Source organism: Ignavibacteriota bacterium (assembly GCA_019637995.1).
Lineage (GTDB): Bacteria > Bacteroidota > Ignavibacteria > Kapaibacteriales > UBA2268 > JANJTB01.
Map to the genome: position 1 here is coordinate 1,226,523 of JAHBUQ010000001.1, position 12,717 is coordinate 1,239,239.

The 12,717-nt window shown below is 34.4% G+C and carries 11 protein-coding genes; 7 read left to right on the top strand and 4 right to left on the bottom strand.

Annotated elements, in window-relative coordinates:
* Nucleotides 1-9: 9 nt before the first annotated feature.
* Nucleotides 10-483 carry an IPTL-CTERM sorting domain-containing protein gene (locus KF896_04785; GenBank protein ID MBX3043015.1) on the top strand — a complete coding sequence of 158 codons (474 nt, stop codon included), beginning with the start codon at nucleotides 10-12 and terminating at the stop codon, nucleotides 481-483.
* A 261-nt stretch (nucleotides 484-744) separates the two neighbouring features.
* Here KF896_04785 and KF896_04790 read toward each other — a convergent pair whose 3' ends face one another.
* Nucleotides 745-1,299: a hypothetical protein gene (locus tag KF896_04790; GenBank protein MBX3043016.1), complete on the bottom strand. Its 555-nt coding sequence runs from the start codon at nucleotides 1,297-1,299 to the stop codon at nucleotides 745-747.
* A gap of 118 nt (nucleotides 1,300-1,417) precedes the next feature.
* Nucleotides 1,418-3,112 carry a TlpA family protein disulfide reductase gene (locus tag KF896_04795; protein MBX3043017.1) on the bottom strand — a complete coding sequence of 565 codons (1,695 nt, stop codon included), beginning with the start codon at nucleotides 3,110-3,112 and terminating at the stop codon, nucleotides 1,418-1,420.
* Nucleotides 3,113-3,317: 205 nt separating this feature from the next.
* Between KF896_04795 and KF896_04800 the strand changes: the two genes are divergently transcribed.
* From KF896_04800 to KF896_04815, 4 genes are all read left to right on the top strand, one after another.
* On the top strand, nucleotides 3,318-3,662 hold the full coding sequence (locus tag KF896_04800) for an STAS domain-containing protein (protein ID MBX3043018.1): 345 nt from the start codon (nucleotides 3,318-3,320) through the stop codon (nucleotides 3,660-3,662).
* A 65-nt stretch (nucleotides 3,663-3,727) separates the two neighbouring features.
* Complete coding sequence (locus KF896_04805; GenBank protein ID MBX3043019.1) at nucleotides 3,728-5,038, top strand: AAA family ATPase; 1,311 nt, start codon at nucleotides 3,728-3,730, stop codon at nucleotides 5,036-5,038.
* Nucleotides 5,039-5,089: 51 nt separating this feature from the next.
* The gene (locus KF896_04810) at nucleotides 5,090-6,403 is read left to right on the top strand and encodes a glycosyltransferase (GenBank protein MBX3043020.1); all 1,314 of its coding nucleotides are present in this window, start codon (nucleotides 5,090-5,092) and stop codon (nucleotides 6,401-6,403) included.
* Between the two features lie 38 nt (nucleotides 6,404-6,441).
* The gene (locus tag KF896_04815) at nucleotides 6,442-7,599 is read left to right on the top strand and encodes an aminotransferase class I/II-fold pyridoxal phosphate-dependent enzyme (protein MBX3043021.1); all 1,158 of its coding nucleotides are present in this window, start codon (nucleotides 6,442-6,444) and stop codon (nucleotides 7,597-7,599) included.
* 102 nt (nucleotides 7,600-7,701) lie between these two features.
* On the opposite strand, the gene KF896_04820 is transcribed toward KF896_04815, so the two are convergent.
* Nucleotides 7,702-8,352 (bottom strand): peroxiredoxin, encoded by a 651-nt coding sequence (locus KF896_04820; protein ID MBX3043022.1) that lies wholly within the window; start codon nucleotides 8,350-8,352, stop codon nucleotides 7,702-7,704.
* Nucleotides 8,353-8,496: 144 nt separating this feature from the next.
* On the opposite strand from KF896_04820, the gene KF896_04825 reads away from it, so the two are divergent.
* On the top strand, nucleotides 8,497-9,000 hold the full coding sequence (locus KF896_04825) for a hypothetical protein (protein MBX3043023.1): 504 nt from the start codon (nucleotides 8,497-8,499) through the stop codon (nucleotides 8,998-9,000).
* 192 nt (nucleotides 9,001-9,192) lie between these two features.
* A complete protein-coding gene (locus tag KF896_04830) occupies nucleotides 9,193-11,385 on the top strand; it encodes an SBBP repeat-containing protein (GenBank protein MBX3043024.1) in 2,193 nt (730 codons plus the stop codon).
* A gap of 181 nt (nucleotides 11,386-11,566) precedes the next feature.
* Here KF896_04830 and hppD read toward each other — a convergent pair whose 3' ends face one another.
* On the bottom strand, nucleotides 11,567-12,697 hold the full coding sequence (gene hppD, locus KF896_04835; GenBank protein MBX3043025.1) for a 4-hydroxyphenylpyruvate dioxygenase: 1,131 nt from the start codon (nucleotides 12,695-12,697) through the stop codon (nucleotides 11,567-11,569).
* Nucleotides 12,698-12,717: the final 20 nt, after the last annotated feature.

Genomic DNA, 12,717 nt, shown 5'->3' on the forward strand with positions numbered 1-12,717 from the left:
ATAATAAAAATGAAAAAATATTTAATTTTAATTATAATAATTTTAGCATCTGCAGCAGTTTTGAAGTCGGATATGGGTCTTTTCGATGGCGTACTGACGACAACACCTGTGTTTAATATAAATCTTGACAACGCAACATCAGGCGGCTATGTTGAACTCACTAATGACGACCTTGACGTTACACAAAAAGGCATAGTTTGGAGCACAAGTACTGAGCCAACTCTATCTTCCAACACCGGCTTCACGCAGGAAGGTGCAGGTCCAAACTCGGGAGCCTCTGCAAATTTTACATCCGAAATGAGCAGTTTGGTCAATGGAACAACATATTACGTACGAGCATATATCACAAATGGTGATGGCACTTTCTACGGAAATGAGGTTAGTTTCGTCTCAGTTCCAACTCTCGGAGAGTGGGGTATGATTGCTCTGGCTACCTTACTTGCGGGCTTTGGTGGCTGGTTTGTATGGAGAAGAGTAGTTTAAATTTCCTCAATAAAATACTTGAAAAAATAGCCCATTGCTGAAAAGTAGTGGGCTATTTTTATTCTTCTCAACTATATTTAAACAATTACATCTGATTTAAAGTATATATTAAATGAGAATTATTCGTGTTTATGCTTATGGGAAAGCATCAATTTATTTTGCCGTTGATGTTTTTCAATAGTCACAATTATTTTGTTAAATAAATTGCAAAGGCATCCTTCGACAATTGATATTCAATGCATAAATCAGAAATGATTCTAATTAGTATTTGCTATTAAAAAAATCCAAAACTTCATTATGATTATATGTATCGAATTGAAATTTTCCATCTGAGAATACTATGTAATATCCATATCCAAGGTATAATTCGGTAAGAGATGAATACAAATCTAGAGCAAAATCATAATATCTCCTTTTGGCATTGATTAATCCGCCATTTGTTTTGTAAATATTATAGTCTATTTGATACACTTTTGAAGTGATTTGAAATTCGTCTATCATATTTTGTAAGGCTATTTCGTGGGATTTATCATTTGGAGAATCATTAACTATAAAAAAACTTATATTTGCGGAAAGCAGTATATTTTCAATAGCCTTAACTTGTGGCATAAATGTGCTTTTTCCGGGGCAGTTCACGCTAATAATTGCTACAACAAAATCATCAGAATTGGTTTTGATTTCATCAGCACTGATCCTGTCAAAAGTAGAAATATAATTTTTATTATCTTGATTTACAAAAACTTCAAATAAAAAAATAATTATGAATAGAATTATCACTGTATATGCAAAACTTTTGAGAAATAGATTTAACCTCATTTCATATACCAGTAATTGATTGTTATTACAATGTAGTAAATAGCTAAAGTGAAGCCTGTTCCGACAAGGATTCCTAAAATCGCAGTCAGTAATTTTTTGAACTTTTCCATTAAAACATTTATTTTATAAATTTCTCTAAAGTTTCCATAAGTAATTCACCTCTTAGTCCTTCAGTAGCGATAATTTTTCCTTCAGGGTCAATTAAGAAAGCTGTTGGGACACCAACTACTTCAAAAATGGAAACAATATCACTTTCCCAGCTTCCACCATAAGAATGTAGCCAAGGAAGATTAGTCTCGATTTGTTTTTCTTTTGGCAACCATGGCATTTTATTCTTACTATCCCTGAACTTTTTAACTTGTGATGCAGAAGCATCAATCGCCACACTATATATTGTAAAATTCATATCTTTGAATTTATTATATGCCTCAACCAAATGAGGAATCTCTAATAAACAAGGCATACACCAAGTGCCCCAAACATCAATTAGTACATACTTTCCACGAAGTTTTGCAGGTGAAATAGTCTCAGAATCATCGTCAAGATTTTTCAAACTGAAATCAGGTATTCTTTTTTCCAATACGATATTTTTATCTTTACCAAAATTTGCGCGTGTTCTTGCAGCTTCTTTTGTATCCGGAAATTGCTTCATCAACATATCATAATACTCATCTTTCAAATCTTCAAGCTCGTTATAATGACAATAAGTTACAAGAAGCGAAAGAATGCCTGCTTTCGTGTCGTTGGGTTGTTCAGAATCTATAATTTTCAACAAATACTCCGGTCTCTGAACTTTTCCCAAAAGTATCTCAGCAAATACTGCCTGATAATATTTTGAACCTTTGCTCCAGAGACTTGAAGAAGGGCTTACAGAATAAATTTCCTGAATCAATTTTTTATCAACTAAGTCTTCAACTCCTCTTACATTAACTCCGTCATGGGCAATGTGAAGATATTCCAAAATTCCCGTAATTCTTATGTTTGGATCACTTATTTGATTGGTTAATTCGCTCACACGACTCATATAGTCTTTCTTTAATTGGAGACTTTTTGCTGTTTTTTCTTCATTTGATAATTTCTGGTCTAAGAATACCATTGATCGATCGCCTAAATAGGCATCAAACTCACGAAGGATTTTGATATAGTTATTGTGCCAATCAGCATAATCTTCATTTTGAAAATCAACCAAAGAAAGAAATTCTCCTGAAGGAAAATATTTCGGGTCAAACTTTATCTCAAATTTGCGTGAAGGATTTATTATTACCGACCTGTAATCTCCGGCTCCATCATATTCATAACTATCTGACATCGAACCATTAAATGTACGGTTTGAAGGGCTTTTCAGAAATTTTGGATAAATTTGGTATTTCAGTGTGTCTGAATCATACTCAACAAGATACGAAAAAGTATTATCTTCATTTTTTCTCATTTCAACAGCTGTGTCAAAATCAAATCCGTTGAACGAACCTACCAGATAAATTGCTTCTAAATCATTATATATTTGATTAGGAATTAATTTTGCCATTAGGTTAATTGTATCGAGATTAATTGGAATAGGGAATTTTTGCGAAATACTAATATGGTCAACAGCAGAAAATGTAAGTTCTACAAAATATTCCGAGTCAACAAAAACTCTTATTATACCCTCATCATCAGGTTCATTTGATACCGTCTCACCCACTTTGTTAGTATAACTAACTAATGATTTTTTGGGAATTTTCTCATCTTGAGTTAAAATCTGACATTGGAAAAGCACTTTGCTTTCTGCTGAAAAAGCAGCTATCATGAACATGAATAGAATGAGTTTTTTCATAATTGAAAATAGTTAATAATAAAACTCTATAGACTGATAAAATACATAATAAGTGTTTTATACAGTTCATATTAAGACTTTAATAAACTTACATCAATCTGCACAGAACATAAATTACAAAATAAAAATTAATTATCATAAATTAAGCAAATAAACGTTTTTGTAGTAAATTTAAATACATTCAATATTAATAGGATTTTTATTTATGAAGAATATTCAGGTCGAAGTATTAGACACATATACCATTATGAGACTATCGGGACAATACACAGGCGGAACAGAGACAGATGATTTAGTAGTACAGTTTGAGAAAGTACTAGCCCAAAATCAACCAAGATTAGTGGTTGATTTCGAGAACACATCATACCTCAGCTCAATATTAATAGGTATATTGGTCAGAATGCACGCCAAATTCAGTGAAAAAGACGGCTTGCTAATTTTCTGCTCACTCAATACGACTCTTAGAAATGTTCTAAAAATGACCAAAGTTGATACTGTGCTTTATATAACTAATACATTTGATGAAGCAATAGAAAGAATAACCAGGTAAATCTTGACATATTTCATTAAAATTTATATTTTGTTAAATACGAGAAATTTTAGTGAGTCTTAAATATGAATTATCAGAAATTTACACTAAAAGCACAAGAAGCCTTAGAGACAGCTCAGGAAATAGCCGCAGGTTATAATAATCAGGCTATTGAACCTGTTCATCTTTTTGCCGCCATGATTCAAGACCAAAGCGGCTTAACACCTGAAATCATTCAGAAGATAGGTGCTAATTTATCAACTATAAAAATTTTAGTAAATAAGCAACTTGAATCATTGCCCAAAATAGCAGGCTCTACCGTAACAAATCAATATTTGTCAAATAATTTGTCGGCTATTTTGAATATTTCACTCACCGAAGCGGTAAATATGAAAGACGACTATGTAAGTCTCGAACATATTTTGCTTGTAATGTGCGAAGAAAAAGGCGATTTGGCTGAATTACTTGCCAAACAAGGTATTACAAAGCCGTTAGTTTTAAAAGTTTTGCAATCAATTCGAGGCGGATCACGTGTTACTGACCAGAATCCTGAAGATAAATATCAGGCACTCAAAAGATATGGCAGAAATTTGACTGATATGGCTCGCTCAGGCAAGCTTGACCCTGTAATTGGAAGAGAAGATGAAATCAGGCGTGTACTTCAGGTGCTTTCACGCAGAACAAAAAATAATCCTGTTCTGATCGGTGAACCGGGTGTCGGCAAAACTGCTGTCGTTGAAGGTATAGCTCAGCGAATTGTAAGTGGAGATGTACCCGAAATGTTGAAATCAAAGAATATTATTGTTCTCGATACAGCTACACTTGTTGCGGGAACCAGCTTCAGAGGTCAGTTCGAAGAAAGACTGAAATCATTAATCAAAGAAGTGAGTGATTCAAATGGAGAAATCATCTTGTTCATTGATGAGTTACACACTTTAATTGGAGCCGGAGCTACGAACGGAAGCATGGATGCTGCAAATATCCTTAAGCCGGCACTTGCCAGAGGTGAGCTTCATTGCATAGGTGCGACAACACTTGATGAATATCAGAAGCATATTGAGAAAGATGCAGCTCTCGAAAGAAGATTCCAAAAAGTATTGATTTCAGAACCTGATGTAGATGATACTATTTCTATCCTAAGAGGACTCAAGGAGAAATATGAAGTTCATCACGGCGTTAGAATCACTGATTCAGCAATAGTTGCTGCTGCAGAGCTTTCTAATCGCTACATAACTGACAGATTTCTACCTGATAAAGCTATTGACTTGATTGATGAATCGGCAAGCAAGCTGAGAATTGAGATTGATTCGATGCCTGAGGAAATAGATAGTCTTAACAGGAAAATCAGACAACTTGAAATTGAAAGAGAAGCTCTTAAACGTGAATTATCATCATAATTCCATATACTTGATTTTTAATATATTTTAATTATTAATACAAACAATCTGTTGAAAAATTTACTTGTTATAGCTTACTATTTCCCACCATCCGGCGGTCCGGGAGTACAGAGAGTACTCAAGCATATAAAATATCTACCCGAATTTGGTTGGAATCCAATAGTTTTAACTGTTTCTAATGGTGATTTTCCTGCGAGAGACGAATCTTTAATGCAACAAATACCGGAGAATATTAAAGTTATAAGAACTCATATTCACGAACCTTATGATATTTACAGATTCTTTACCGGCAAAAGCAAAGATACTGCAATTGATGTAAATGTAATAAAAAAAGAAGGTCAAAAAGTAACTTTAACGGAAAAAATTGCTGAATTTGTCCGTGCTACATTTTTCATACCAGACGCGAGAATCGGATGGTTTTTTACAGCTAAGAAAGCCATTGAAGAACTGATGAAATCAGAAAATATTGATGCTGTTTATAGCTCTTCACCACCTTATACCTGCTCATTAATCGCAAGATATGTCAAACGTAAATATAAACTACCTTGGGTGGCAGGATTTCGCGACCCATGGACTGAATTCATCTCATCTCCCAAAAGGTGGTTTATTCCCAGATCCATAGATAAGTCAATGGAATTTTCAGTTTTCAATGAAGCCGATTTTATTGAAGCAGCTTGGGAAGGTATTATAAAAGATGCTATTTTCAAGTATCCGAATCTTGATTCAAATAAATTCCACCATGTCCCTAATGGATTTGATTCGTCGGACTTTCCAACCGTCGAAGCTCAAGTAAATTCAAAATTTACAGTAACTTATACCGGCTCAATGTATGGAAGACGCAATCCTGCTGCACTATTTGAAGCGGTTGAGAAACTAATCTCTGAAAGTAAAGTTGATGCTTCAAAAATTAAATTCAGGTTCATTGGCAGATTTGGAGCAGAAATTCATGAGATGTTTGAAAAAGCAACTTTCAAAAGCAACATTGAAGTTATATCATATATGTCGCACAAGGAAAGTATTGAAAATTTGATGAAATCTGATTGCCTGCTGCTTGTAGTAGATGAATCAAAAGAAAGTGAAGAAATAGTGCCCGGCAAAGTTTATGAATATATTGGTGTCGGAAAGCCTGTAATTGCTGTCGGTCCTGTTTCAGGAGCTGTTGGAAGGCTTATACATGAAACCGAAGCCGGCGAGATTGCGCATCAGACTGACATAAGAAAAATTAGTCAAATTTATTTGAAATATTACCGTGAGTTTATTGGTAACGGCATAGTTTATAAACCCAAATCATCAGTTATAAGTCAATTTGAAAGAAGAAATTCAGCAAAAAAATTATCTGAGCTTCTAAATTCATCAATAATTTAAACAAATTTAATTTTGAAAATTAAAATCTGGAATAAAAAATGAAATACGAAATAGCAAACAGAATTGCATCAATGAGCACATCAATTTTTGCTACTATGGGCAAAATGGCAATCGAACATCAGGCGGTCAACCTTGGACAGGGCTTTCCTGATTTCGACGGACCTTCATGGCTAATGGACGAAGCTTATGGAGCAATGAAATCAGGTAAAAATCAATATGCACCTTCTCCCGGAATATTATCATTAAGAAAGCAAATTGCTGAAGTTCAGAATAAATATTATGGAATGGATTACGATTCAGAAACTGAAATTACAATAACTGCAGGTGCTACAGAAGCATTATTTGCTGCAATACATGCATTTATTAATCCGGGTGATGAAGTAATTCTTTTTGAGCCATTTTATGATGCATATCAGGCTGATGTTATTCATGCGGGTGGGGTTCCAAAATACATTACATTGCAGAAGCCTGATTTTTCTTTTGATATTGAGGAAATAAAAAAAGCTATATCTTCTAAAACCAAAATGATGATTTTAAACAGTCCTCATAATCCTACAGGCAAAGTATTTACAAATGATGAACTTACATCAATTGCCGGTCTTGCAATTGAGCATGATTTTTTGATTTTATCCGATGAAGCTTATGAATTTTTAACTTATGATAATGCCAAACATATACCAATCGCAACCCTTCCTGATATGAAAAAGCGAACTATAACAGTCAATTCAACCGGAAAAACATTTGGAATGACAGGCTGGAAAATAGGATATGCTACCGCTACTCAGCAAATTACTAATGCAATTCGAAAAGTCCATCAGTGGACAACTTTTGCTGTGAATACACCGATGCAACATGCTATGGCACATGGCTTCAAAGTACTTGATGATTATCTTCCTGAATTTCGCAATTTATATCAGGCAAAGAGAGATAAAGCATTGGAATTATTAAGCAATACAAACTTCTATCCTCATATACCGCTTGGGAGCTATTTCATAATGGTGGACATTCCCTCGGGAAAATTTAATGACGATGTTGATGCTGCTACGAGACTTGTTCGTGAATTTGGAGTTGCTACAATTCCACCATCGGTATTTTACTCACGCTCAGACGAAGGCAAAACTATGCTCAGACTCTGCTTTGCCAAAAGTGATGAAACACTTGAATCAGGCATCAAAATACTTGAGAATATTGTATAATTTCATAAATGACATCTCGTTTGCAGATGCACACCAATAAAAAGCTGTCTCAAACTAAAATACATTGAGACAGCTTAATTCTATTTCCAATACACTTCAGAATCACTCTTTAGAGCCCAATTCTCGATAACAAAACCACCAATCATAATTATCATACCGGCTTTGTTTGTATTTGGCAGATTTGATGTCCATTGCAGGCGGAACGATTACTTTATCGCCTATAAGCTCGTTATTGGGCCAGTTTGCCGGCATTGCTACATGTTCTTTATCCGCAATTTGTAGGGCTTTGACCATTCTAAGAATTTCATCGAAATTTCTACCAAGCTCTTGTGGATAGTACAGAATTGAACGTATTTTGGAATCTGGATCAACAAAAAAGACTGCTCTGACAGTATTTGTACCACGACCGGGATGAATGAAACCTAAAGTTTTTGATATATCTCCATTATCAGCAATAATTGGAAATTCGATATCAACATTTAGGTTATCATGAATCCAATCATGCCACTTGATATGTGAAAATACCTGATCAATACTCAGTCCGATAAGTTCACAATTAAGTTTTCTGAATTCTTCATATCTTTTTTGAAAAGCAACAAATTCTGTAGTACATACGGGTGTAAAATCTGCCGGATGGCTGAATAAAATGTACCATTTTCCTTTGAAATCATCTGGCAGGGTCATTTTTCCATGTGTTGTAACCACTTCCATTTGAGGAAATAAGTCACCGATTAATGGCATTCTTTGTTCCATTTTTTTAACTCCTTTTTTGAGTAAATATGTTATTAAAAGTGCATGAATACACAGCAATATGAAGTTCAAAATTGAATATTATTGTAATGATAATTAAATTGTTTCGTTTAGTATTTTATGTACAATGTTATAAAAATATTTTATATGATTAGAAAACTATTATTATCACTTGCCTTATTGTTATTACTTGGCTCTTCATTGCATGCTCAGGGACCAAGAAATAAAGATTTCGGATTCGGAATTATACTTGGTGACCCAACCGGTTTATCCGGCAAATACTGGCTTGACAGAGAGAATGCCATAGCCTTCAGTGTTGGCAACTCTTATTTTGGTGCCCTAAGGATTACAGGTGATTATCTTTGGCACTTTGACTCTTTTAAATCCAAAGCTCTCAAGCTTTATGCCGGACCAGGTCTGGTTCTTGGCATTGGTGAAAGCGGTGGCTGGATATATGAAAAAAAAGGCAATAAATATTGGGTCAGAAAAGATAATGAAATAGGGGTTGGGGTTAGAGGTATTTTTGGACTGAATATCATCCCCAAGAATGCACCACTTGAATTTTTTATAGAACTTGGTGCAATGGTAGGAATGGTACCGGCTTTTGGATCAAGCGCTGAAGGAGCTATTGGTGTAAGATTCTACCCATAATCAAATATCAGAATCAGTCTTTCATAAATCCATCTCAAAAATTCAAAATGAGATGGATTATTTTTTACAAAATTATTATTTTGTTATGAATAAATAAATAATAATTTTTCACTCATATAATAATTTGCTTATATCAACATCTTTATTATACAATTAAATATATTTTTCTTATTTTTTATAAAAGGAGTTTTTATGGTCAAATATTTATTTACCAACAAATTTACAAAATCGCTGACTTTAGCTGTTTTGTTTGTATTTTTCGGATTTTTAAGCAGTAATGACTTATCAGCACAGGATTTGTCTTGGGCAAAATCAGCCGGTGGATCTTCTACTGATGTGGGAAACGAAGTTGGAATAGATCCTGATGGTAACGTTATTATTGCAGGAACTGCTACTAACAATACAATAGTTCCACCTGTATTTGGTGAAGGAGAAGCAAATGAAACAACAATAAACAGACAAGGAAGAAATATATACATTGCAAAATACAATTCTAATGGTTCATTTATTAACTTATCTACAGTTTATGCATCAGGTACACTTGTTGATGTAAGAGATATGCACATTGATGATTCCGGTAATATTTATATAACTGGAGTTTTTAATAATACATTAATTTTTGATGAAGGGGAATTAAACGAAACTACTTTAACATCAGCTGGCAGTAATGACATTTACTTAGCAAAGTTTGCAAATAATGGTGATTTTATTTGGGCGAAAAGCGCCGGTGGAACAGGCTCTGACGCAGGAACAGGTATTGCAGTTGATGATAATGGCAATGTTTATGTTCATGGTGGAATAACAGCAAGTGCTGATTTTGATGGTACTATATTAACCTCAAATGGTGGTTTAGATATTTTCCTTGCAAAATATAATAGTAGCGGAGTTTTGTTGGATGCTAAATCATGGGGTGGAAATTCAAATGATATTGCATTTAAATTGGAAATTAAAAATAATAGCCTATTTGCAGTAGGATACCACTTATCAAATTCAATTGATTTTGATTCATTCCTACTTACAAAATCTACTGGAGCAAATGCTTATATTGTTAAATTTGACACAGACCTTTCTCCTGTTTGGGGAAAATCTTTCGGTTCATCATCAATGAATCAAGCAAGAGCTGTTGATTTTGATGGCTCCGGAAATATTTATGTTACAGGTTTGTTCCAAGGAAATACTACTTGGGGTGGTTTTAGTCTTGAAACTTTAGGTACAAGTGATGAAATTGTTGTCGCAAAATTAGACAGTAATGGTGATATAGTTTGGATTAAATCAGCTGGCGGTAATGGTGGCGAACTTGGTCAGGATATATCTGTAGATAATTTTTGCAATGTATATATTACTGGTAACTTCAGTGAAAGTGTTACTTTTGAATCAGGTGAAAGCAATGAGGTAACATTTACAAGTGAAGGTTTGTCAGATATATACCTTGCAAAGTATGATAATTCAGGTAATTTAGTTTGGGTGAAAGCTAACGGCTCAACAGATAATGATGGTGGAGCTGGTGTAGCAGTTGACAACAGTGGCAATATTTACAATACCGGACGATTCTCCAATACTATTACTTTTGGTACTGGTGAAACAAACGAAACTACATTTACTTCAAATGGTGCTTTTGATATTTATGTTAATAAATATGAAACTCCATGGGTTGAAAATGTTTGCCCAAGAAATTTTGCTTACTGGAAACATAACGAAGATGAATTCCCTTCATCTGTTATTCCAATGACACTTGGAAATAATAGTTATTCAGCTTCGCAACTTACCGGCTTATTAAATGCTCCAGTTAAGGGTGATGCAAGTATCTTACTTGCTCGCCAGCTAATATCTGCAAAACTTAATATCGCAAATGGTGCAGCGGTTCCAAGTGGTTTGCTTGATTTGATTTCTGATGCTGATAATGCAATTGGAAATGGATATTTACCAATGAATGTAAGGATGAACTCCTCTCTTGGTAAAAGTATGCAAAACTTAGCTATTGAATTAACTAAATTTAACAACGGTGCACTGACTGCGGGTTGCGAATCTGAAGATAATTCAATCCGCCTGATAGATGAATTTTCATCTTATGAAGAACATAAGATTGAAGGTGTTACTTCTGTAGATGACTTTGAAGCTGCAGGATTTAATTTGTCCCAGAATTATCCTAACCCGGCTGAAAATGTAACTGCTATTGATTTTTATCTACCGGAAGTCTCAAATGTCAAAATTGAAATTTACAGTATACTCGGCGAAAAGATTATGACTATCCTTGATGACAGTAATCTCGGTATCGGTAACTATATGATTAATTTACCTACGAATACTCTAGAAAGTGGTTCTTACATATATAGAATGACTACGAATAATTTGAGCAAAATTAAGGTAATGCAAGTAATCAAATAAATTATTTAGTTGAAATAAAAAATGAGCCGGCATCAAAAAATATGAAGCCGGCTTTATTTTTATGTTAATTTGTAACTATGGAAGAATTCGATTGATAATAATGATATTTATAACTCCAAATCCCCTGTTTGCAAAATTGAGATTTTCACTCTTTAAAATTCGTTAAATTTTGCATTATCAATTATAAATTACCTCGTCGCTCCTGATCTCGCTCAATAGCTTCGAAAAGTGCAAGGAAGTTGCCTTGCCCGAAACCGCTTGCACCCTTACGTCTCTGTATAATTTCGTAAAAGAATGTTGGGCGGTCAAAAAGCGGTTTTGTGAATAATTGCAATAAATATCCACCACTATCAACTTCAACATCACACAAAATACCAAGTCTTTGAAGTTCGGAAATATCTTCTGTTACTAATCCTCCTCTTTCCTCGCTCTTGCGTCTGATATCATCATAATATGTTTGTGGTGCCGGATCGAGAAATTCGACTCCATTTAATTTCATATTTTCAACTGTCTCGATTATATTAGTTGTCACAAGTGCTACATGCTGAATACCTGAGCCGTGATACTGCTCTGTAAACTCATCTATCTGAGATTTCCTGGCGCTTTCAAGAGGTTCATTGATTGGATTTTTAATGACACTATCCTTTGAACGAACAACTTTCGATAATAAAGCTGAATATTTTGTCGAAATGTCACCCGGACCAAATGATACAAAAGTCTCAAAATCAAGGGAAGTATTGATATAATTAGCCCAATAATCCATTTCATTTATGTGAACATTCCCTACAATATGGTCAATGATTTTCAATCCTGTTTCTTGTCTTGATATATTGATTTTTTGCACAGGAAATTCATAGCCGGGCTTGAAAAGCCCCTGATAATTATCATAATTAATAAAATTAATTTCAGTATCATCATAAAGTCTTATTGCGGCTTGCTCTACAAATCCGTCTTTATCTTCCAAACGATAAGGCTTCTTAACAGGTACGCCACCATTTTTCACTGCTTTTTCAAATGTTTCAGCAACGTTTACAACTTCAACTGTCCAGCGCTTAACGCCGTCGCCGTGCTTACTGACAAATGATTGTACCTCATAAGTTGTTGGTTGTAGTGCTGAAGTAATCACAATTTTTAGATTAGATTTTGTTGCTAAAAGGTATGATACTCTGTCTCTGTGCCCAGTTTCAGGTCCCATGTATGCAACTACATCAAGCCCCAAAGCTTTTTGATGCCAGAAAGCAACTTGCTTTGCTGAGCCAACATAGAATTCAACATAATCATAACCTCTGATGCCCATTGAATTTTGAGGTATTTTTGATGGAACGCCTCCGT

What these genes read in the sequence shown, in the direction of transcription:
- KF896_04825 (MBX3043023.1), top strand. Translation starts at nt 8,497, where the DNA reads ATGATTAGAAAACTATTATTATCACTTGCCTTATTGTTATTACTTGGC.
- KF896_04785 (MBX3043015.1), top strand. Translation starts at nt 10, where the DNA reads ATGAAAAAATATTTAATTTTAATTATAATAATTTTAGCATCTGCAGCA.
- KF896_04815 (MBX3043021.1), top strand. Translation starts at nt 6,442, where the DNA reads ATGAAATACGAAATAGCAAACAGAATTGCATCAATGAGCACATCAATT.
- KF896_04800 (MBX3043018.1), top strand. Translation starts at nt 3,318, where the DNA reads ATGAAGAATATTCAGGTCGAAGTATTAGACACATATACCATTATGAGA.
- KF896_04790 (MBX3043016.1), bottom strand. Translation starts at nt 1,299, where the DNA reads ATGAGGTTAAATCTATTTCTCAAAAGTTTTGCATATACAGTGATAATT.
- KF896_04830 (MBX3043024.1), top strand. Translation starts at nt 9,193, where the DNA reads ATGGTCAAATATTTATTTACCAACAAATTTACAAAATCGCTGACTTTA.
- KF896_04795 (MBX3043017.1), bottom strand. Translation starts at nt 3,112, where the DNA reads ATGAAAAAACTCATTCTATTCATGTTCATGATAGCTGCTTTTTCAGCA.
- KF896_04820 (MBX3043022.1), bottom strand. Translation starts at nt 8,352, where the DNA reads ATGGAACAAAGAATGCCATTAATCGGTGACTTATTTCCTCAAATGGAA.
- KF896_04805 (MBX3043019.1), top strand. Translation starts at nt 3,728, where the DNA reads ATGAATTATCAGAAATTTACACTAAAAGCACAAGAAGCCTTAGAGACA.